At 69.4% G+C, this 20,157-nt stretch carries 23 protein-coding genes, 1 tRNA gene and 1 other RNA gene; 18 read left to right on the plus strand and 7 right to left on the minus strand.

What is annotated here, in order from left to right; translation table 11 throughout:
* Positions 1 to 354: 354 nt before the first annotated feature.
* Both ACQQ2N_RS10880 and ACQQ2N_RS10885 read right to left on the minus strand, forming a co-directional pair.
* Positions 355 to 1,101, minus strand: a complete 747-nt coding sequence (locus ACQQ2N_RS10880; protein ID WP_440221608.1) for a PDZ domain-containing protein — start codon at positions 1,099 to 1,101, stop codon at positions 355 to 357.
* 123 nt (positions 1,102 to 1,224) lie between these two features.
* Positions 1,225 to 1,301 (minus strand) — tRNA-Arg (locus ACQQ2N_RS10885).
* A gap of 154 nt (positions 1,302 to 1,455) precedes the next feature.
* On the opposite strand from ACQQ2N_RS10885, the gene ACQQ2N_RS10890 reads away from it, so the two are divergent.
* Positions 1,456 to 2,265, plus strand: coding sequence for an alpha/beta hydrolase (locus tag ACQQ2N_RS10890; protein ID WP_440221609.1), 810 nt, complete (start codon positions 1,456 to 1,458; stop codon positions 2,263 to 2,265).
* 17 nt (positions 2,266 to 2,282) lie between these two features.
* On the opposite strand, the gene fur is transcribed toward ACQQ2N_RS10890, so the two are convergent.
* Positions 2,283 to 2,693: a ferric iron uptake transcriptional regulator gene (gene fur, locus ACQQ2N_RS10895; RefSeq protein ID WP_440221610.1), complete on the minus strand. Its 411-nt coding sequence runs from the start codon at positions 2,691 to 2,693 to the stop codon at positions 2,283 to 2,285.
* Positions 2,694 to 2,787: 94 nt separating this feature from the next.
* On the opposite strand from fur, the gene ACQQ2N_RS10900 reads away from it, so the two are divergent.
* Positions 2,788 to 3,213 carry an outer membrane protein assembly factor BamE gene (locus tag ACQQ2N_RS10900; protein ID WP_440221611.1) on the plus strand — a complete coding sequence of 142 codons (426 nt, stop codon included), beginning with the start codon at positions 2,788 to 2,790 and terminating at the stop codon, positions 3,211 to 3,213.
* A gap of 2 nt (positions 3,214 to 3,215) precedes the next feature.
* On the opposite strand, the gene ACQQ2N_RS10905 is transcribed toward ACQQ2N_RS10900, so the two are convergent.
* Both ACQQ2N_RS10905 and ACQQ2N_RS10910 read right to left on the minus strand, forming a co-directional pair.
* Positions 3,216 to 3,500, minus strand: a complete 285-nt coding sequence (locus tag ACQQ2N_RS10905; protein ID WP_440221612.1) for an RnfH family protein — start codon at positions 3,498 to 3,500, stop codon at positions 3,216 to 3,218.
* On the minus strand, positions 3,493 to 3,924 hold the full coding sequence (locus tag ACQQ2N_RS10910; RefSeq protein ID WP_440221613.1) for a type II toxin-antitoxin system RatA family toxin: 432 nt from the start codon (positions 3,922 to 3,924) through the stop codon (positions 3,493 to 3,495). The genes ACQQ2N_RS10905 and ACQQ2N_RS10910 overlap by 8 nt, the downstream gene beginning before the upstream one ends.
* 96 nt (positions 3,925 to 4,020) lie before the next feature.
* Between ACQQ2N_RS10910 and smpB the strand changes: the two genes are divergently transcribed.
* From smpB to ACQQ2N_RS10980, 14 genes are all read left to right on the plus strand, one after another.
* A complete protein-coding gene (gene smpB / locus ACQQ2N_RS10915) occupies positions 4,021 to 4,512 on the plus strand; it encodes an SsrA-binding protein SmpB (RefSeq protein ID WP_440225741.1) in 492 nt (163 codons plus the stop codon).
* 102 nt (positions 4,513 to 4,614) lie between these two features.
* Positions 4,615 to 4,969: a transfer-messenger RNA gene (ssrA, locus tag ACQQ2N_RS10920) on the plus strand.
* A 440-nt stretch (positions 4,970 to 5,409) separates the two neighbouring features.
* Positions 5,410 to 5,883 carry a DUF2127 domain-containing protein gene (locus tag ACQQ2N_RS10925; RefSeq protein ID WP_440221614.1) on the plus strand — a complete coding sequence of 158 codons (474 nt, stop codon included), beginning with the start codon at positions 5,410 to 5,412 and terminating at the stop codon, positions 5,881 to 5,883.
* Complete coding sequence (locus tag ACQQ2N_RS10930) at positions 5,880 to 7,049, plus strand: DUF4124 domain-containing protein (RefSeq protein WP_440221615.1); 1,170 nt, start codon at positions 5,880 to 5,882, stop codon at positions 7,047 to 7,049. Before ACQQ2N_RS10925 ends, ACQQ2N_RS10930 begins: the two co-directional genes overlap by 4 nt.
* A gap of 146 nt (positions 7,050 to 7,195) precedes the next feature.
* Positions 7,196 to 7,660: a 30S ribosomal protein S6 gene (gene rpsF, locus ACQQ2N_RS10935; protein ID WP_440225742.1), complete on the plus strand. Its 465-nt coding sequence runs from the start codon at positions 7,196 to 7,198 to the stop codon at positions 7,658 to 7,660.
* 27 nt (positions 7,661 to 7,687) lie between these two features.
* The gene (rpsR, locus tag ACQQ2N_RS10940; RefSeq protein WP_440221616.1) at positions 7,688 to 7,912 is read left to right on the plus strand and encodes a 30S ribosomal protein S18; all 225 of its coding nucleotides are present in this window, start codon (positions 7,688 to 7,690) and stop codon (positions 7,910 to 7,912) included.
* Positions 7,913 to 8,045: 133 nt separating this feature from the next.
* Positions 8,046 to 8,498: a 50S ribosomal protein L9 gene (gene rplI / locus ACQQ2N_RS10945; RefSeq protein WP_440221617.1), complete on the plus strand. Its 453-nt coding sequence runs from the start codon at positions 8,046 to 8,048 to the stop codon at positions 8,496 to 8,498.
* A 181-nt stretch (positions 8,499 to 8,679) separates the two neighbouring features.
* Entirely contained in the window at positions 8,680 to 10,071 is a 1,392-nt protein-coding gene (locus ACQQ2N_RS10950) for a replicative DNA helicase (RefSeq protein ID WP_440221618.1), read from the plus strand.
* A complete protein-coding gene (alr, locus tag ACQQ2N_RS10955; RefSeq protein ID WP_440221619.1) occupies positions 10,068 to 11,150 on the plus strand; it encodes an alanine racemase in 1,083 nt (360 codons plus the stop codon). Before ACQQ2N_RS10950 ends, alr begins: the two co-directional genes overlap by 4 nt.
* 141 nt (positions 11,151 to 11,291) lie before the next feature.
* Positions 11,292 to 12,674 (plus strand): DNA repair protein RadA, encoded by a 1,383-nt coding sequence (gene radA / locus ACQQ2N_RS10960; protein WP_440221620.1) that lies wholly within the window; start codon positions 11,292 to 11,294, stop codon positions 12,672 to 12,674.
* Between the two features lie 22 nt (positions 12,675 to 12,696).
* Complete coding sequence (locus ACQQ2N_RS10965) at positions 12,697 to 13,866, plus strand: AAA family ATPase (RefSeq protein WP_440221621.1); 1,170 nt, start codon at positions 12,697 to 12,699, stop codon at positions 13,864 to 13,866.
* 520 nt (positions 13,867 to 14,386) lie between these two features.
* Complete coding sequence (locus ACQQ2N_RS10970; protein ID WP_440221622.1) at positions 14,387 to 14,812, plus strand: hypothetical protein; 426 nt, start codon at positions 14,387 to 14,389, stop codon at positions 14,810 to 14,812.
* Positions 14,813 to 15,011: 199 nt separating this feature from the next.
* Positions 15,012 to 15,329 (plus strand): metalloregulator ArsR/SmtB family transcription factor, encoded by a 318-nt coding sequence (locus tag ACQQ2N_RS10975; RefSeq protein WP_440221623.1) that lies wholly within the window; start codon positions 15,012 to 15,014, stop codon positions 15,327 to 15,329.
* A gap of 19 nt (positions 15,330 to 15,348) precedes the next feature.
* Entirely contained in the window at positions 15,349 to 15,738 is a 390-nt protein-coding gene (locus ACQQ2N_RS10980) for a VOC family protein (protein ID WP_440221624.1), read from the plus strand.
* Positions 15,739 to 15,793: 55 nt separating this feature from the next.
* Here ACQQ2N_RS10980 and ACQQ2N_RS10985 read toward each other — a convergent pair whose 3' ends face one another.
* The gene (locus ACQQ2N_RS10985; protein WP_440221625.1) at positions 15,794 to 16,294 is read right to left on the minus strand and encodes a YaiI/YqxD family protein; all 501 of its coding nucleotides are present in this window, start codon (positions 16,292 to 16,294) and stop codon (positions 15,794 to 15,796) included.
* Positions 16,295 to 16,349: 55 nt separating this feature from the next.
* The gene (locus tag ACQQ2N_RS10990; protein WP_440221626.1) at positions 16,350 to 17,285 is read right to left on the minus strand and encodes a DMT family transporter; all 936 of its coding nucleotides are present in this window, start codon (positions 17,283 to 17,285) and stop codon (positions 16,350 to 16,352) included.
* A 145-nt stretch (positions 17,286 to 17,430) separates the two neighbouring features.
* Here ACQQ2N_RS10990 and ACQQ2N_RS10995 point away from each other — a divergent pair, with 145 nt between their 5' ends.
* Together ACQQ2N_RS10995 and rlmKL are read left to right on the plus strand one after the other, a co-directional pair.
* Positions 17,431 to 17,955 (plus strand): hypothetical protein, encoded by a 525-nt coding sequence (locus ACQQ2N_RS10995; RefSeq protein ID WP_440221628.1) that lies wholly within the window; start codon positions 17,431 to 17,433, stop codon positions 17,953 to 17,955.
* The gene (gene rlmKL, locus ACQQ2N_RS11000; protein ID WP_440221629.1) at positions 17,955 to 20,123 is read left to right on the plus strand and encodes a bifunctional 23S rRNA (guanine(2069)-N(7))-methyltransferase RlmK/23S rRNA (guanine(2445)-N(2))-methyltransferase RlmL; all 2,169 of its coding nucleotides are present in this window, start codon (positions 17,955 to 17,957) and stop codon (positions 20,121 to 20,123) included. Before ACQQ2N_RS10995 ends, rlmKL begins: the two co-directional genes overlap by 1 nt.
* Positions 20,124 to 20,157 lie beyond the last annotated feature (34 nt).

The raw sequence follows: 20,157 nt of genomic DNA on the forward strand, positions 1-20,157 counted from the left end.
GAATCGCCCGCGCCGATTGCGCTGTGCGGCGTGGCGTCCACGCATGACATCGCCCCTGCAGACAACAACCCCGTCGCCCCGGCGCAGGCCGGGGCCCAGCGCCTTTCGATGCCACTGTGGGCGTTAAGGTCAAAGCCGTGGTGCGGGTTCGTGCGTGCGACGTCGCCGGGACCACGCCACTCGTCCGTCAGGCAGGCACTGGGCCCCGGCCTGCGCCGGGGCGACGTGCCGTGTGGATCGGCACCGCGGTGGGGATCGCGCACGACTCCTCTGCGATGCCCGGAGCGGGCACTGGCAAGAAGGTGTCGACGCGATCCCTGCAGGGTCTGGAGCGGCTGCTTTCGCGAAGCCTCGTCAGGGCGTGCCCGCAGCCGGCATCGCGCCGAGCCGCACGACGCGGTCCATCGTGATGTCGTTGCGGCGGATCGTCAGCGTCACGGGCTTGCCGGCATGCTCGCGCAGCAGTGCCTGGAACTCGCCGCGGTCGTTGAATGCCTGCGCGTTGACCGCGAGCACGTAGTCGCCCGCGAGCAGGTTGGCCTGCGAGGCCGGCGTACCGCCGACGACCGAACCGATCTGCACGCCGCCGGCGACGTCGAGCGTCCCGCGCTCGGTCGCGGTGAGGTTGCGGAACGTCGCTCCGAACAGCAACTTGAAGCGCACGAAGTAGCGCGCCAGATAACGCGGCGCGCCATGGCCGGCATCGCCGTCGACATGCGACGTGTAGACATAGACCTGATCCGCACCGACCTCGCGGCCGATCGCTAGCGCTTTCGCGTGCGCGTCGACGTCGGTCGTGTCGAAGCGCGCCTCGCCGACCAGCACGAGGCTGCGCGACGCGAGCGCGCGCTGGTCCGCGACGAGGTTGCGGCCGTCGATGAACTCGGGCTGCGCGGGCGCCGGTGCGGCGCGCAGCGTGGCGACCACGTCGGGTCCACGTCCGGCGACAGGCTCGAACGTGTGCGGCGCCTCTTCGGGCGCTTCGACGACAACGGGTTCGCCGTCGGGGCCTTGCTCGATCACGACCGAGCGGGTCACGCATCCGCCGAGTGCGAGCGCTGCGAGGAGGAGGGCGAGGTGGAACGGGTTGCGACGATTCATCGCACAAGCATAGCGGCATCGTCCGCATTGCCGGCGCCTGTGGGCGGGTGCGCTTGCGCGTAACGTGACGCCTGAAACGAAACAGGCCGGTGGGCATGCCCACCGGCCTGTTCGTTCTGCATATGGCGCGCCCGGAGAGATTCGAACTCCCGACCACCAAGTTCGTAGCCTGGTACTCTATCCAACTGAGCTACGGGCGCATGAAGCGTTCGCGTTTCGGGCCTTGTCACTGCGTGCTGCAGTGCGCGGGGCCGTCCGGCGAGGGGCGGCATTATTCTGTGCGCGAGCGCATTCGTCAACTGCCGCGTGCAATCGGAGCCCACATTCGTGTCGAGAGCCGTACCTGCGGACCGCATGAAACCCTTGCGCCGGATCCTCGTGTCGATCGTGCGCGTGGCCGCGATTGCCTGGATCGCGGCGTGCGCGTACCTCGGCCTCATGCAGCGCAGCCTCGTCTATCCCGGCACGCGCGCGTGGACCGAGGACATTCCCGCCGACATCGAGCTGCGCAGCGGCAACGAGACCTTGCGCGGCTGGATCGCGAACCCGGGGCACGAGCGCGTACTGCTGTACTTCGGCGGCAACGGCGAGCGCGTGGCCCGGTCGCGCGACGAATTCGCGACGATGCTGCCGGCCGTGACGACCTACCTCGTCGCCTACCGCGGCTACGCGGGCAGTACCGGCTCGCCGAGCGAGGAGGGACTGCGCCGCGACGCGATGGCGCTGTATGACGAGGTGCGCAGGCGCCATCCCGAAGCGCCGATCGCCGTGCTTGGTCGCAGCCTCGGCAGCGGCGTTGCGAGCGATCTCGCCGCGCGTCGCCCGGTCGATCGTCTCGTGCTCGTGACGCCGTTCGACAGTCTCGTCGAGACCGCGGCCGCGCACTTCCCCGTGGTGCCGGTGCGCTGGCTGCTGCGCGACCGCTTCGACTCGGTCGCCAACCTTGCAGGCTACGAAGGGCCCGTGCTCGTGCTGCGCGCCGGGCGCGACGTGGTCGTGCCGCCGACTCGTACCGATCGGCTCGTCGCCTCCCTCGGGACGCGTGCGCAGGTGGTCGCGTTCGAGGATGCCGGGCACGACGGGATCTCGCGCCAGCGCGGCTACGCCGAAGCGATCGCGCGCTTCCTCGAAAAGTCCCAGGTTGCGGGGCACGCCGCGCGCTGAGGCGCGGTGCGCGTGAGTCAGCCCTTCTTGCGCTTGGCGCGCACGTACAGCACGAGGCTGTGTTCCTCGATCACGTAGCCGTGCTTGTCGGCGATCTCGCGCTGCAGGCGCTCGATCTCGTCGCTCGTGAACTCGATGACCTTGCCCGTGTCGACGTCGACCATGTGGTCGTGGTGCTTGCCGCGATCGAGCTCGTAGACGGCCTGGCCGCCCTCGAAATTGTGCTTGAGCACGAGGCCGGCGGCCTCGAACTGGGTCAGCACGCGGTAGACCGTGGCGAGGCCGATGTCGTCCTGGTGCTCGAGCAGCTGGCGGTAGATGTCTTCCGCCGTCAGGTGCTTGCCGTCCAGAGATTCGAGGATCTCGAGGATGCGCATGCGCGGGTGCGTGACCTTGAGTCCCACCTTGCGCAGGTCGGTCGATTCCATCGTGATCCTCCGGGGCGCCGGCACGCGCCATAACGTTTGCAGAAGATCGCCTAGTGTATCATCGCGCGACTTCGCTCCGTCGGATTTCCCCCACATGCTGCGCTGGCTCGTCCTGCTCGCCCTCGTTCCGATGACCGGTTGCGGTCTGCTCTACAAGCTCGATGTCCAGCAGGGCAACCTGTTCGACAAGGAGCAGGTCGACTCGCTCAAGCCCGGCATGAGCAAGCGCCAGGTGCTGCTCGTGATGGGCTCGCCGTCTGTCGTCAGCCCGTTCGACCAGGACCGCTGGGACTACGTCTCGAGCATCCGTCGCGGCCGCGGCTCGATGGAGAGCAAGGATCTCGTGCTGTACTTCGAGAACGAGTCGCTCGCGCGCATCGAGGGTGACTACTTCCCCGAGGATCCCGACACGCTCATCCGTGACGCGCGCAAGTACAAGCGCCAGTACCCGGACGAGAAGCGCGAGGACGAGGACAAGAAGCGCCGTGGCGGCGGCGGTGGCGGCGGCGGTCAGGGCTGATATCAGCCCGTGCGCTTCACGGCCCGGCGTCGCCGGGCTTCCTTCGGATCGACGACGAGCGGGCGGTAGAGCTCGACGCGGTCGCCATCCCCGAGCACGGTGCCGCGGTCACGGCGTTTCGACCAGATGCCGGCCTCGAGCGTATCGACGTCGATGCCGAACGCATCGGCGAGGCCCGACGCGCCGATCGCCTGCTCCAGCGTCGTACCGGCGGGAACCTCGAGCGCACGCAGGAACTGCCGCTGCGGTTCGGCGTAGGCGACCTCGACGCGGATCGTCTCAGCCATCGGTCTGGCGCGCGGCAGTGCAGAAATCGTCGACCATGCGGTCGGCGAGGCTGCGGAAGCCCATGCGCAGCGCCGGTGCGGTGAACGTGCCGGCATAGTCGAAATCGAGGGCGAGCGCGACCTTGCAGCCCTCGTCGCCGAACCCCAGGAACGTCCACTCGCCCTCGAGCGAGCGGAATGGCCCGTCGACGAACGCGAGGTGGATGCGCTCGGGCCGCGTGACCGTGTTGCGCGTCGTGAACGCCTGCGTGATGCCGGCCATGCGCAGGTCGAGCCGCGCGACCAGCGTGTCGCCGTCGCGCTCGAGCACGCGCGCCGCGGAGCACCACCCGAATCGCCTCGGGTATGCTTCGACGTCGTTGACGAGATCGAACATCCGTTCCGCGGTCTGGCGCACGAGGGCGCTGCGGCGAATCTGGATCACGTGATGCTCGCTGTGCGGGGACCGCGCCGGGCGCGCGATGCGTCGATCGAACCACCGCGCGACAAGCGCGGCCACCAGTGGATCAGTGTACCGAAGATGGCCAACAAGAAAGACAAGGACACGACGTCCGGCGGCACGATCGCGCTGAACAAGCGCGCGCGCCACGAGTACCACATCGACGAGCGCTACGAGGCCGGCATCGCGTTGCTCGGCTGGGAGGTCAAGAGCCTGCGCGCCGGTCGCATCAACCTTACCGATGCCTACGCGATCGTGCGCCACGGCGAGATCGTGCTGTTCGGCGCGTCGATCCCGCCGCTGATCTCGGCCTCGACGCACGTCGTCGCCGAGGATCGCCGCACGCGCAAGCTGCTGCTGCATCGTGCCGAGATCGACAAGCTCGTCGGTGCGGTCGAGCGCAAGGGCTACACGATCGTGCCGCTCGCGATGTACTGGAAGAAGAACAAGGTCAAGCTCGAGATCGGCCTCGCGCGCGGCAAGCAGGACCACGACAAGCGCAACGCCGAGAAGGACAAGGACTGGGCCCGCGACAAGCAGCGCGCGATGCGCTCGCACAACCGCGAGGCGTGAGGGGGAGCGTCGGCCGGCGACGCTCGCTGCCGCTTGAATCGCCGCGCCGCGGCCGCATGTTCCTGACCACGATGCGGCACGCGTGCTAGCATCGTCCTCCCCGGGGGTGCCATGGCTTCGACGGGGGTAGTGAGATAGCGTGGTGCATGCCGAGGGGGTGACTTTCCTCGTTAATCCAGTCGCAAACTTCTAGTTGCCAACGACGACAACTACGCTCTCGCCGCTTAAGGCGTAAGCCGGGATCCCACTTGTGCTCGTGCTCGTGGGGGTACCGTCATTATCACGGGATCGCCATCCGGTTGCCGCCTGTCGGCCGGAGGTCAAAACAAGCAGGCTGGTCGACCGGTGCGTTTAGCACGCCGTACTGCCGGAAGACGAGACCCAACGGTGGGCTAAGCATGTAGGACTGGGCGTCAAACGCCTTCGGACGCGGGTTCGACTCCCGCCACCTCCACCATACCGCGAGACGCAAAAGGCCCGCCGACAGGCGGGCCTTTTGCGTCGTGGCGTATCCGTCGTACCTCATGCGCAACTTGTGGACAATGTTGCATGTGGCCGATCGGGGAAGGTTTTTTATGGACGCCCAAATGAAAACGGGCCTGGCAGATGCCAGACCCGTGATCGTTTGTCGCTGGCCATGTCCGTGGCTTGGGGAGTGTTGTCTGCCTGACTGCGGTGCTCACGCACAGCGCAAACGTGGGAGTTGCTCAGGGGAGGGAGGCTCACCAAACGTTGCAGGTGAATTGTGGGCGTGCGTGGCTGAACCTTCGGCAAACACGAACGCGTGAAAAAGGAGCCAAATCATGGGTTTTTTGTGAAGAGGACGCGTGCTCGCCGTGTCGGAAGTCATGACTGCGGCAACACGTCGCGCGCATTTGGAGCGGCTATGCTGGCGCGATGGATGAGGTTGCCGAACCGCGCCTGCTGCGCGCCATTGCCGTGTTCAAGCTCGCCAAGGGTGCCGCGCTCGCGACGTTCGGCGTCGCCGCGTGGAGCGTCGCGGGCGGCGAGGCCTTGCCGCATGCGATGCATGCGCTCGCGGCATCGCCATTGCTCGATGCGCATGTCGGCGCGCGCGCGTTGCTCGACACGATCGCCGCGATGCCGCCGCTGCGCGTACGCGAACTCGGCGCCGTCGCGCTCGTGTACGCGTGCCTGTTCGCGACCGAGGGCGTCGGCCTGTGGCGCGGACGCCGTTGGGCCGAATGGCTGACGGTTGTCGCGACCGCGTCGTTGTTGCCGTTCGAGGTGTGGGCGCTCGTCGAACGCGTCGATGCGCTGCGTATCGCGGCGATCGTGGTCAATCTCGCGATCCTCGCGTGGCTCGTCACGTTGTTGCGTCGTCATGTGCCAAGGCGTGCGCGCGCATGAGGTCCGCCGGGATCGTCGCCGTGGTCGCGTTGCTCGCCGCGCTCGCATGGTGGGGGCAGGCCGCCCTCGTCGACCTTCCGGATGTCGCGTACGAGCCGGAGCGGGCGCCAGCACCCGACGTCGCGGGGCATGCATCGGCGACGACGGGCGCCACGGCTTCCGCGGTGCGCGAGACCTCGGTCGGTGCCGCGCAGGCGCCGCCCGTGACCGCACACGACGTCGACAGCATGGCTGCGTTCGTGCGCCACGCACTGCCCGATCCCGCGCGCTGCCTCGCCGGCACCGGCAGATCCGTGCGCGAGCAGCGCGTCGCCGTGCACCGCTGGGTCGATGCGCGCGGGGTCACGCATTACTCGGATCGTCCGCCGAGCGGCGCGGTGCAGGACTACCACCGCAGCGAGGTCGCGGGCCTGCCGCCCGTGAGCGTGCGTGCGCGCGGGGAAGACACCAACCTGCCGTCCGGCCTCGAGCAGGACGCGGTGGCCGACGCACTCATGGTCGACCGCGTGCTGCGCGAAGGCCTCGGCGTCGACGCCGAGGCCGGACTCGCGCTCGAGATCGTGTTCGTCGCCTCGGCCGAAGCCTATGCGAAGCGCATCGGCCAGCCCGCGCTGGCGGCGTCGGCCGGTGCGTATTCGTCGAAGGAGCGTGCGATCACCGTGCGCCTGCAGCCCGACGAACACGGCAACCGCACTGTCGTGCGCCACGAGATCGCGCACGCGCTGCTGCACGAGCGGGTCGGTCTGCTGCCGGTGGCGATCAACGAAGGCCTCGCGGCCTGGTTCGAGCGCGCGACGACACGCGGCATGGGCGTCGCGATCGACGGCACGCGCGACCGCTCGGCACTGCGCGAGGCCGCGGCGGTCGTCGCGGGTTCCGGTGACGAGGCGCTGGTCGACCTGCTCGCGCGCGAGGGCGAGGCGTTCTACGCGCCGGGACGCGAGGCGCGCTACCTGCACGCCTATGCGCTCGTGGCCGTGCTCATGGCGCGAACGGAGGGGCGCAAGGCGCTGGGCGGGTTGCTGGCTGCGCAGCGCGCCGAATCGTGCCGGCCGGTCGACGCGCCGGCGCTGCTCGAGGGATCCTATCCGGGCGGTCTTGCGGCGCTTGCGCGCGACTGGGCGGCCTGGCTGCGCGATCCGCCGGCATCCCAGCACGTGCTGTGAGCCGTCCCGGGGCGGGGTGGCTTGTCCCAAGCGACTGAATCCCTTACCATCCGCGGCCCTTTTCCGTCTGCGGGAAAGGGATTCTCGCCTCACCGTGCTGCGGGAGGCTGCCCCCGCGCATCGCGCGGACACCCATGAGGTTCAACATCATGCGTCATTATGAAGTCGTGTTCCTGGTCCACCCGGACCAGAGCGAGCAGGTCCCCGCGATGGTCGAGCGCTACAAGTCGCTCGTCGAAGCCGACGGCGGCAAGATCCACCGTCTCGAGGACTGGGGCCGTCGCCAGCTGGCGTTCCCGATCCAGCATCTGGCCAAGGCCCACTATGTCCTGCTCAACATCGAAGCGAGCCAGACGGCCCTCGACGAGCTGGTCTCGGGTTTCCGTTTCAACGACGCCGTCCTGCGTCACCTCGTCGTCAAGCGCGACGACGCCGTGACCGAGATGTCGGCGATCATGAAGAACAAGGACGACAAGGGTGACCGTCGCCGTCGCGACGACGAGGGTGGCCCCGGTTTCGGTGGCGATGATTTCGAAGAGCGCGGCAACCGCGGCGACCGCGGTGATCGTGGCGAGCGCGCTGCGCCGGCCGCGGCCCCGGCCGCCGAGTAATCCGACCCCCTCATTCCGGAGCACACCATGTCCAAGTTCTTCCGCCGCAAGAAGTTCTGCCGCTTCACCGCCGAGGGCGTCACCGAGATCGACTACAAGGATCTCAACACGCTGCGCCAGTACATCACCGAGACCGGCAAGATCGTGCCGAGCCGCATCACCGGCACCAAGGCGCGCTACCAGCGCCAGCTGACGGTGGCCGTGCAGCGCGCGCGCTTCCTCTCGCTGCTGCCGTACAGCGACAGCCACTGACGTACCGGGCCGGCGCCCGTCCGCGGCGCGCCGGCACCGTCACGAAGCGGTCGCGTTTTCCACCTACGTTCGACATTCGGACAGCCACCCGCTGCACCGGCCGTCGGCCCGTGCTAACGAATCGGAGACACCCATGCAACTGATCCTCCTCCAGAAGGTCAAGAACCTCGGCAACCTCGGCGACAAGGTCAACGTCAAGCCGGGCTACGGCCGCAACTACCTCGTGCCGCAGGGCAAGGCCGCTCCGGCGACCGAAGCCAATCTCGCCGAGTTCGAGAAGCGCCGCGCCGAGTACGAGGCCAAGGCCAACCAGCAGCTCGCCGGTGCGGAAGCGCGCAAGGCGCAGTTCGACGGCGCCGAGCCGGTCACGATCAAGGCCAACGCGAGCACCGAAGGCAAGCTGTTCGGCTCGGTCGGCCCGCGTGACATCGCCGACGCGTTCACCGCCGCCGGCATCGCGCTCGACAAGAGCGAAGTCGTGCAGGGCGACGGCCCGATCCGCCACATCGGCGAGTTCGACGTGCGCGTTCACCTGCACGCCGATGTGCAGACGACCGTCAAGGTCGTGGTCGTTCCCGAAGCCTGATCCTCGGCTTCGCGCGACACCGCAACGGGCGCCGCGAGGCGCCCGTTTGCGTTGCGGCGTCCGCACAGGTTATCCACAGCTTGTTCCGCGTTCCGGACCGGGTTGTCCACCGGCTTGTGCGTCGCGTCCGCTGAGACGTGGTCCTAGTATCCCTTTCCCGACTCCGGAAGCCCCTGCGCCGATGTCCGCCGCCTTTCCCGACCGCAAGCCCGCCCCGAGCATCGAGGCGCTGCGCGTGCCGCCGCATTCCGTCGAGGCCGAACAGGCCGTGCTCGGCGGCCTCATGCTCGCGCCGGAATCGTGGGAGCGCGTCGCCGACCGCATCGGCGAGGAGGACTTCTACCGCCGTGACCATCGCCTGATCTTCCGCGCGATCAACGAGCTCAGCGAGAAGGACCAGCCCTGCGACGCGGTCACGCTCGGCGAGTGGTTCGAGTCGCAAGGCCTCGCCGAGCAGGTCGGCGGCATCGACTACGTGATCGAGCTCGCCAACTCGACGCCGAGCGCCGCGAACATCGTCGCCTACGCCGACATCGTGCGCGAGAAATCGGTGCTGCGGCAGCTGATCGACACCGGCACCGAGATCGCCGGCGACGCGTTTCAGCCCGAAGGCCGCAGCAGCCAGGAGCTGCTCGAGACCGCCGAGCAGAAGGTGTTCCGCATCGCCGAGGCCGGCGCGCGCGGTCGCAAGGGCTTCGTGTCGATGCGTTCGGCGGTCAAGGACGCGTTCCAGATCCTGCACCACCGCTACGAGAACCGCGGCCAGGTCACCGGCATCCCGACCGGCTTCACCGACCTCGACGACCTCACCACGGGGCTGCAGCCGTCGGACCTCGTCATCCTCGCGGCGCGCCCGGCCATGGGCAAGACCTCGTTCGCGCTCAACATCGCCGAGAACGCGGCGATGCGCACGAAGAAGGCCGTTGCGGTGTTCTCGATGGAAATGTCGGCCTCGCAGCTCGCGTTCCGCCTGATCTCCTCGCTCGGCATGATCAACCAGCAGCACCTGCGCACGGGCGAACTGGCCGAGGAGGAGTGGCCGCGCGTGACCAATGCGATCACGCTGCTCAGCGAGGCCAAGATCTTCATCGACGACACGCCGGCGCTGTCGCCGGGCGAACTGCGCGCGCGTTCGCGCCGCCTCAAGCGCGAGCACGACCTCGGGCTCATCGTGATCGATTACCTGCAGCTCATGCAGGTGCCCGGGAACAAGGAGAATCGCGCCACCGAAATTTCAGAAATCTCGCGTGGACTGAAGGCCCTCGCCAAGGAGCTCAACGTTCCCGTGATCGCCCTTTCCCAGCTCAACCGCTCGCTCGAGCAACGCACGGACAAGAAGCCCGTGATGTCGGACCTGCGCGAGTCGGGCGCGATCGAGCAGGACGCCGACGTGATCATGTTCATCTACCGCGACGAGTACTACAACCCGGACTCGCCCGAGAAGGGCGTCGCCGAGATCATCATCGGCAAGCAGCGAAGTGGCCCTACCGGCTCGGTGCGCCTGGCCTTCATGGGCCAGTACACCAAGTTCGCCGACCTCGCTCCGGATCGGTACTCGGGCCAGTTCGAGTGAGCCGCGCGACCAGCGCGACGATCCATCTCGGCGCGTTGCGGCACAACCTGCGGCGCCTGCGCGAGCTCGCGCCGGGCGCGAAGCTCATGGCCGTGGTCAAGGCCGACGGTTACGGCCACGGCCTCGAGCGCGTCGCACGTGCGCTCGGCGAGGCCGATGCGTTCGGCGTGGCCTGCATCGCCGACGGCCAGCGCCTGCGCGCGGCCGGCGTCACGCGCCGCATCGTCGTGCTGTCGGGCATCGACGAGCCTGCCGACATCGCCGAGATGCATCGCCTCGACCTCGATTCGGCGATCCACCACGATGCGCAGATCGACTGGCTCGCCGCCGATCGCGACACGCGCCCGCTGCGCGTCTGGCTCAAGCTCGACAGCGGCATGCACCGCCTCGGCTTCGCGCCGTCGCAGGCGCGTGACGCGTACGCGCGCCTGCGCGCGCTGCCCAACGTCGATCCCGCGATCGGCCTCATGACCCATTTCGCGAACTCCGACGTGTTCGACGATCCGCAGACCGCGGCGCAGTTGCGCGTGTTCGAGGACGCCTTCGACGGTGTGCCCGGCGAGCGCGCGCTGTCGAACTCGGCCGCCGTGCTCGGCTGGCCTGCGGCGCGCGGCCAGTGGATCCGACCGGGCGGCCTGCTGTACGGCATCTCGGTCGTCGAGGGCCGCAGCGGCGCCGACGACGGTTTTCGTCCCGCGATGACGCTGTCGTCGAAGCTCGTCGCGATCAACCGCGTCGCGCGCGGCGAGACGGTCGGCTACGCGGGCGCGTGGACCTGCCCCGAGGACATGCCTGTCGGCGTCGCGCAGATCGGCTACGGCGACGGCTATCCGCGCTCCGCCGCCGCCGGCACGCCCGTGCTGGTCGGTGGCGTGCGCGCGCCGATCGTCGGCCGCGTCTCGATGGATCTCATCACGATCGACCTGCGTGGGGTGCCCGCGGCGCGCATCGGCGATCGCGTCGTCCTGTGGGGCGAGGGCCTGCCGGTCGAGGAGGTCGCCGCGCACGCGGGCACGATCGGCTACGAACTCACCTGCGGCATGACGCGACGCGTACGCTTCCTCGAAGACGAACGCTGACGAGGCTTCCCCGCGCGGCCGCCGATGCGGCAGCATCGCGGGATGTCCGGCGTGTCTCGCCGCATGCGACGGCGATGCGCGATCGTGCGCGACGCGCGTCCGGTATCGCCGCGCCACGCACATCGTCGAGGGATTCTCCGCATGGCCAAGGCCAAGACCTCCTACGTCTGCACCGAATGCGGTGCCGAACACTCGAAGTGGCAGGGTCAGTGCGCCGAATGCGGCGTGTGGAACGTGCTCACCGAAATCGTCGTCGAGCCGGCCAAGGCCTCCGCCGCGGCACCGCGCCACGCGGGCTACGCCGGCGCGGTAGACGCCGCGAAGGTCACGCGCCTCGCCAGCGTCGCCGCGACCGCGGAAGCGCGCAGCGAGACCGGCATCGGCGAACTCGACCGCGTGCTCGGCGGCGGCCTCGTCGCGGGCTCGGTGGTGCTGATCGGCGGCGACCCGGGCATCGGCAAGTCGACGCTGCTGCTGCAGATGCTCGGCACGATAGGCCAGCGCATGCGCGGCCTCTACGTGACCGGCGAGGAGAGCCTCGGCCAGGTCGCGGCGCGCGCGCAGCGCCTCGGGCTTCCGCTCGACGGTCTCGAAGGGCTCGCCGAGACCTCGATCGAACGCATCCTCGCCGAGGCCTCGGCGGGCAAGCCCGACGTGCTCATCATCGATTCGATCCAGACCATCTGGACCGAGCTGCTGACGGCGGCGCCCGGCTCGGTGAGCCAAGTGCGCGAGTCGGCGGCGCGCCTCGTGCGTTTCGCCAAGCAGACCGGCACGAGCGTGTTCCTGGTCGGCCATGTCACCAAGGAGGGCGGCATCGCGGGCCCGCGCGTGCTCGAGCACATGGTCGATGCGGTGCTGTATTTCGAGGGCGAGGTCGGCAGCCGCTTCCGCATCCTGCGCGCGTTCAAGAACCGCTTCGGTGCGGTCAACGAACTCGGCGTGTTCGCGATGTCGGAGAAAGGCCTCAAGGAGGTGCCGAACCCGTCGGCGATCTTCCTGTCCGCGCACGCGCAGCCGACGCCGGGCAGCGCGGTCATGGTCACGCGCGAAGGCACGCGCCCGCTGCTCGTCGAGGTGCAGGCGCTCGTCGACGCGTCGGCGCTGCCGAATCCTCGCCGTGTCGCGCTCGGCCTCGAGCAGAACCGCCTCGCGATGCTGCTGGCCGTGCTGCACCGGCACGGCGGCGCGGCCGTGTTCGACCAGGACGTCTTCCTCAACGTGGTCGGTGGCATCCGCGTGCAGGAGACCGCGGCCGACCTCGCCGTGCTGTTCGCGGTGCAGTCGAGCTTCCGCGACCGCGCGCTGCCGGACAAGCTCGTCGCATTCGGCGAAGTCGGACTTTCGGGCGAGATCCGCCCGGTGCCGAACGGCGAGGAGCGCCTGCGCGAGGCCGCGACGCACGGCTTCAGCCTCGCCATCGTGCCGAAGGCTAATGCACCGAAGAAGCCCCGCATCGGCGAGCTCGAGGTGGTCGGCGTCGATCGCCTCGGCGATGCGCTCGCGGCTGCGTTCCAGCGCTGACGCCACGTACGGGAGCGACGCCATGCTCACGACGATCGCGGTCTCCGGGTATCGCTCGCTGCGCGACCTCGTCGTGCCGCTCGGAAGGCTCAACGTGGTCACGGGCGCCAACGGCAGCGGCAAGTCCAGCCTCTACCGTGCGCTGCGCCTGCTCGCCGAGACCGCCCAGGGTGGCGTCGTCGCGGCGCTCGCGCGCGAGGGTGGCTTCGCGTCCGCGCTGTGGGCCGGGCCCGAACAGTTCGGACGCGACGTGATCGCGGGACGGGAGCCGGTGCAAGGCACCCAGCGCGAAGGGCCCGTCGCGCTGCGGCTCGGCTTCGCCGGCGACGACTACGGTTACGCGATCGACCTCGGATTGCCCATTCCCGGCAACCCCGGACGCACGATGTTCGCGCAGGATCCGCAGATCAAGCGCGAGGCCATCTGGAACGGCCCGTTCCTGCGCCAGGCCAACCTGCTCGTCGATCGCCAGGCCGCGATGGCGCGTGCACGTGACGGGCGCTCATGGCGTGTGGTCGCGCAGCACCTCGATCCGTTCGAAAGCCTGTTCACGCAGATCGCCGACCCCGAACGCGCGCCCGAAGTGCTGACCGTGCGCGAGACGATGCGGCGCTGGCGCTTCTACGATCATTTCCGCAGCGACGCCGACGCGCCGGCGCGCCAGCCGCAGGCCGGCACGCGCACGCCGGTGCTCGCGCACGATGGCCGTGACCTCGCTGCGGCGTGGCAGACGATCCGCGAGATCGGAGACCACGAGGCGCTCGCCGAAGCCGTCGACGATGCATTTCCGCGTGGCGTCGTCGACATCGTGGCCGAGTCGGGGCGCTTCATGCTGTGGTTCCGCCAGCATGGTTTGCTGCGCGCGCTGTCCGCCGCCGAACTCTCCGACGGCACCTTGCGCTACCTGCTGTGGATCGCCGCGTTGCTGACGCCACGGCCGCCGCCGCTCATGGTGCTCAACGAGCCCGAGACCAGCCTGCATCCGGACCTGCTGCCGGCGCTCGCGCGCCTGATCCGCGGCGCCGCGCGCGTGAGCCAGGTCTGGGTCGTCACGCACGCGCAGCGCCTCGTCGACGCACTCGAGCTCGACGAGGGCTGCAACACGATCGTGCTCGAGAAGCGCCTTGGCGATACCGCAGTCGCAGGGCAGGGCATGCTCGATGCGCCGGCATGGCACTGGCCGGTGCGCTGAGCGACGCCCACATGGGCGGCTCCATGCCCCCGAGCACGTCGTTCCCCGTCGCCGTCCGGCGGGTCATGGCCCGTCATCGCGGTGAAGCGATCGAAGTCCGGACGCTCGCAGCCGATTCCGCTGTCGCGCGAACTCGGCCAAGCCGTCGCAAGATTCGCTGCATCCATGACGGTGAAGGTGCGGCGGCGTTCATGGTCGGCACTGCGTAGGATCCTCGCGTTGCGGAGTCGCCTGCGGCAGCTCCGGCCTGCGCGTGCCACGCGTTGCACGCCGAGCGGCAACGGCCGATGCGTCACCTCATTCTTGTCATTCCGGCGAAGGCCGGAATCCAGCGTCTTGCGGATGGCGCGACACGGTGTGGTCAGCCGAGCCTCATGCGACGACGGCTCGCCCTCTACGTTGCAGGCCGGGCCATCCTGAACACCCGTTTCGAACCTGTGCAGGGGCGCTTGACCGAAGCGGTGTCTTTGATTAACATTTTAGCTAAATAAGCAATTCGTTCATCATGAAGGAGCGTGTCATGTCGGTGCAGATCGGTTACCTGGTGTACCTCGCCCTGTCGATCGCGATGACGGTGTGGGTGGCGAACACGTTGTCGAAGAACGGCGAGGTGTTCCTCGTCAAATGCTTCGGGCAGGACGAGGTGCTCGCGAAATCGACCAACCACCTGCTCGTGGTCGGGTTCTACCTCGTCAACATCGGCTTCATCGCGCTGCGCCTGGACGGCTGGGACGTCGCGCGTGCCGAGGCGGACCTGATCCCCGTGGTCGGCTCGAAGATCGGCTTGTCGGTGCTCGTGCTCGGCGGCATGCACTTCTTCAACATGCTCATGATCGCGCGCTACGGCCGCACGGTCGCCGGCTGGGCGAGCCGCAACCGGGACGTGCACGGTTTCGACGTCGGCGCGGTGCCGCCGCCGGTTCCCCCGGTTCCGGGCGCGCGGTGATCGAGGACATGGAGCGTAGAGATCGCCACGGAAGGCGGTCGCCACGGGCATCGTCCGCGATGCCCGTGGCGTTGCATCGCCGGAACATCCCCTGCGATGGCGCGCCGCATGATCCGAGCGTTGCACGTCGTCGCGACGCAGGGCACCGCCGTGTGCTGGGCTACAATCGGCGCATGTCCCCCGACCTGCCCGATCCGCGATGAGCACGCAGAAGGTCTTCGATGCGCTCGCGTCGATGCCGCGTCGGCAGATCCTCGCGTTCCTGTCGGAGCAGGAACTCCCGGCCGGCGACATCGCCGCGCGCTTCGAGATGAGCGCGCCGGCCGTGTCGCGCCACCTGTCGGTGCTCGAGAACGCCGGCCTCATCGCGAGCGAGCGGCGCGGGCAGTTCGTCGTCTATCGGCTCATTCCCGACAACCTCGTCAACACGCTGACCCAGTTCGCGTTCGAGATCTGCCCGGTCGCGGGCCCGATCAAGCGCGAAGGCCGCAAGGCGAAGAAGGCCGCGGCGAAGTAGGCATCACCGGAGTCCAGACATGACCCAGCACCTGCACGCGTTCGCGCTCGTCGTGCGCGACTACGACGAGGCGATCGCGTGGTACACGCGCGCGCTCGACTTCACGCTGCTCGAGGACACGCCGATGGGCGACGGCAAGCGCTGGGTGCGCGTCGCGCCGCGCGGCGGCCAGACCTCGCTGCTGCTTGCCAAGGCGACCAGGCCCGAGCAGGAGGCCGCGATTGGCCATCAGGCCGGCGGGCGCGTGTTCCTGTTCCTGCACACCGACGATTTCGCCGCCGACTACGCGCGCATGCTCGCCGAGGGCGTGCACTTCTGCGAGACGCCGCGCCACGAAGCCTACGGCACTGTGGTCGTGTTCGAGGACCTGTACGGCAACCGCTGGGATTTCATCGAGCCGAAGGGCTGAACACGAATCTGCGAAGGGCGTGCGGCGAGACTCGTCCGCGCGCCCGGCGTCGTCGTCACGTCGTCCGCGCGCGTTGTGCGAGCCACGTGTCGAGCGCATTCGCGAACGCCTGGCGGTCGCGCGCATGCAAAGCAGGCGGGCCGCCGGTGGCGATGCCCGCGCCGCGCAACTCGTCCATGAAATTCCGCATCGACAGGCGTTGCGCGATCGTGTCGGCCGTGTAGAGCTCGCCGCGCGGGTTGAGCGCAAGCGCGCCCTTGGCGATCGCGAGCGAGGCGAGCGGGATGTCGGCGGTCACGACGAGATCGCCACGCCCGATGCGGTCGACGATCGCGCTGTCGGCGGCGTCGAGGCCGCCGGCGACCTGCATCGAGCGCACGAAGCGCGACGGCGGCGTGCGGATCCACTGGTTGGCGACGAGGATCGTCTCGACCTGCGCGCGCTCGGCGGCGCGGAACAGGATGTCCTTGATCACGTTCGGGCAGGCATCGGCGTCGACCCAGACGCGCGTGGCGCCGGGCGATGCCGTCCCGGAAGCATCGGTCGGTGTGTTCATGGATGTCGCGTCGCGTGGTCGGAGCGCGGCATCGTCGGCGCGCGCATGCCCGGCGTCAATCGAGGTTCTTCGCCTCGGACGTCGCGAGCAGCTCCGGTGCGCGCACGCGCCTGCGCCGACCGATCAGCGGATGCACGAACACGCCGGCGAGGATGACCACGACGCCGAGGTAGAAGAGCGGCGTGAGCTCGCGCTGCTCGCCGAGCAGCAGCGCGGCGAGCACGATCGCGTAGACCGGCTCGAGGTTGACCGCGAGCTGCGCCGCGAACGCGCTCATGTGGCGCAGCGCGACCAGCGACAGCGCGAACGGCAGCAGCGTGCAGGCCACCGCGAGCACGACGAGCAGCACGGTGTCGCGCGCATCGGGCAGCGCGAGCGGCATCTCGAGCCACGGTGCGAGCGGCGCCAGCAGCGGCGCGAGGGCGAGCAGCGCGACCGCTCCGGCGCCGAGCTCGACCGCGGTGATCGCGAGCGGGTCGGCGTGCTCGACGAAGCGCTTGTTGAGTGATCCGAACACGGCGACCAGCAACGCCGAAACCACGCCCACCGCGATGCCGAGCCGCATGTCGCCCGGCACGCCGCCGACCACGAGCGCGACGCCGGGCAGCACGGCGATGCCGATCGCGAGATCGCCGCGCGAGAACGGGCGTCGCGCGATCCAGGGCTCGACGATCGCCGTGAACACGGTCGCGAGCGCGATGCAGGTCGCCGCGACCGAGGCGTTGGCGAGCTTGATCGAGCCGTAAAAGGTGAGCCAGTGCAGCGCGACGAGCACGCCGATGCCCGCATACGCGCCGATCAGGCGTGGCGGCATCGCGCGCAGGCCGCGCCAGACGCGCGGCACCAGCGCGAGCAGCGCGACCACGAGCAGCATGCGCGACGCCACGAGCGGCAGCGCCGGCAGCGTGATGAGCTTGCCGAGGATGGCGGTGAAGCCCCACAGCAGCACGCAGGCGTGCATCTGCAGGTGGGCGCGCGTGGTGGGCGTCATGGAGGCATCGGGCGAGGCGCGGTGGCGCGCGGCGCGCAGCATGCCAGCGAAGTGCTGCGGCGGCCATCGGCGCGACATCGTGTCCCGCTCCGGTGTGCCGCGACGGTCGGGTGGTAGCATCGCGCGCCGGTCGAGGAGGCGTTCAATGGGTTCCAGCAAGGGCATGGTCGTGCTGTCGCATGGCCTCGAGAGTGGTCCGCAGGCGACCAAGGTCAGCGCACTGGCCGAGATCGCGGCGGCGCTCGGCTGGGACAGCGTGCGTCCGGACTACCGCGACCTCGACGCGACGCGCGACGTCGGCGCGATCGGCTCGCGCACCGCGCGCGCGCTCGAAGCGGCACCCGCGCAAGGGCGCGTCGTGTTCGCGGGCTCGAGCATGGGCGCGTTCGTCTCGGGCCATGCCTCACTCGAACGCCGCTGCGAGGCCTTGTTCCTCATGGCGGTACCGGTCGGCATCCCGGGTTACGCGAAGGTGTTCGACGCCGCGCGCGTGCCGACCGTGCTCGTGCACGGCTGGCGCGACGACGTGTGTCCGGTCGATGGCGCGATCGCATTCGCGCGCGGACGTGGCGACACGCTGCACCTCGTCGACGACGACCATCGCCTCTCCGCGCACGTCGACTATTGCGCCGAGGCATTCCGCGGTCTCCTTCTCGCACTGGAACACTGATGCAGGCCTTCTTCGCGACCTGCCCGAAGGGGCTCGAATACCTGCTGCGCGACGAGCTCGCCGCACTCGGTGCGTCCGACGTGCGCGAGGCACTCGCCGGCGTGCATTTCTCTGGCGACCTTGCCGTCGCCTACCGCGCCTGCCTGTGGTCGCGGCTGGCCAGTCGCGTGCTCATGCCGATCGCGCACTTCGACGCCGCCGATGAGAATGCGCTCTACGACGGCATCGCCGCGGTCGACTGGTCGGTGCACCTGGACGCGGAAGGTTCGCTCGCGGTCGACGCGGTCAGCGTCGCGAGCGCGCTGCGCCACACGCGCTACATGGCCCAGCGCGCCAAGGATGCGGTCGTCGACCAGTTCCGCGACCGCGCAGGCACGCGGCCTTCGGTCGAGCTCGAGCGTCCGTCGATCCGCCTGCACGTGCTCGTGCGCAAGGACCGCGCGACGCTGTCGCTCGACCTCTCGGGCACGCCACTGCACCGTCGCGGCTGGCGCGTGGGGCAGGGCGAGGCACCGCTCAAGGAGAACCTCGCCAGCGCGATGCTGCTGCGCGCGGGCTGGCCGCGGCGTTTCGCCGAAGGTGCCGCGCTCCTCGATCCGATGTGCGGTTCGGGCACGCTGCTCATCGAGGGTGCGCTCATGGCGGCCGATGTCGCGCCGGGCCTGCGACGCGACTACTTCGGTTTCCTCGGCTGGCGCGGCCACGATGCCGCGGCGTGGACGGCCCTGCTCGACGAGGCGCATCGCCGCGCCGACGAAGGGCTGCGTGCGCTGCCGCCCGTGTTCCACGGCTTCGACGCCGATCCGAATGTGCTCGCCGAGGCGCGCCGCAACGTGCAGAACGCGCGCCTGTCGGGCTTCATCCGCCTCGACCGTCGGCCGGTCGAGCAGCTGGCGCGCCCCGAGGGAGTCGACGGGCTGGGCCTCATCATCTGCAATCCGCCATACGGCGAGCGCATCGGCCAGCAGGACCAGCTCGCGCCGACCTACCGCGCGATCGGCACGCGCGCGCGCGAACAGTTCGATGGCTGGAGCATCGCGCTGATCACCTCCGACGAGGCGCTCGCGCGCTCGGTCGGCCTGCGCGCGCACAAGCATTACGCGCTCTACAACGGCGCGCTCGAATGCCGCCTCTACCTGTTCGACGTCGGCGGGGCAGCGGCCCCGCAGCCGGTCGTCGACAAGCCGCTCACGCCCGGCGCCGAGTCGGTCGCGAACCGCATCCGCAAGAACGCGCGCCACCTGCGCAAGCGCCTCGACCGTGAAGGTGTCTCGTGCTGGCGCGCCTACGATGCCGACATTCCCGAGTACGCGGCCGCGGTCGACGTCTTCCGCGGTGTACCCGAAGGCATGCCCGGCGCGTCGCCGGTCACGGCGCTGCACATCCAGGAATACGCGCCGCCCAAGGAGATTCCCGAGCACGTCGCGAGTGCGCGCCTCGGCGAGCTCGTGCGCGCGGCCTGCGTCGCACTGGAGGTGCCGCGCCAGCAGGTTGCCGTGAAGACCCGCTACAGGGGCAAGGGAGGCAGCAAGTACGGCCGCATGGACGCGCGCGGCGAGTTCCTGATCGTCGAGGAAGACGGCCTGCGCCTGCGCGTCAACCTGCACGATTACCTCGACACGGGGCTGTTCCTCGACCACCGCCCGATGCGCGGGCGCCTGCGCGCGGCGGCGCGCGGCACGCGCTTCCTCAACCTGTTCTGCTACACGGGTACCGCGACCGTGCACGCGGCGGCCGGCGGTGCGCGCACGACGACGAGCGTCGACCTCTCGGCGACCTACCTCGAGTGGGCCGCGCGCAACCTCGAGCTCAACGGGTTCTCGGGTGCCGCGCACGCGCTCGTGCAGGCCGACTGCCTGCAGTGGCTCGCCCACGATCGCGGCGAGTACGACCTGATCTTCGTCGACCCGCCGACGTTCTCGAACTCCAAGCGCGCCGACGACTTCGACGTCCAGCGCGAGCACGTGCGCCTGCTCGAACTCTGCGCGGAGCGCCTCGCCTTCGGCGGCACGATCGTGTTCTCGAACAACTTCCGCCGTTTCCGCCTCGACGAGGCCGTCAACGAGCGCTTCGTGGTGCGCGACATCGGCGCCGCGACGATCCCGTTCGACTTCTCGCGCAACGCGCGGATCCACCAGGCCTGGGAGCTTTCCGAGCGCGGTTCCTGAACGGCGATTTCAGTTTGGATTCAGTCGGTCGGCA

Source organism: Dokdonella aquatica (assembly GCF_051987395.1).
GTDB lineage: Bacteria > Pseudomonadota > Gammaproteobacteria > Xanthomonadales > Rhodanobacteraceae > Dokdonella.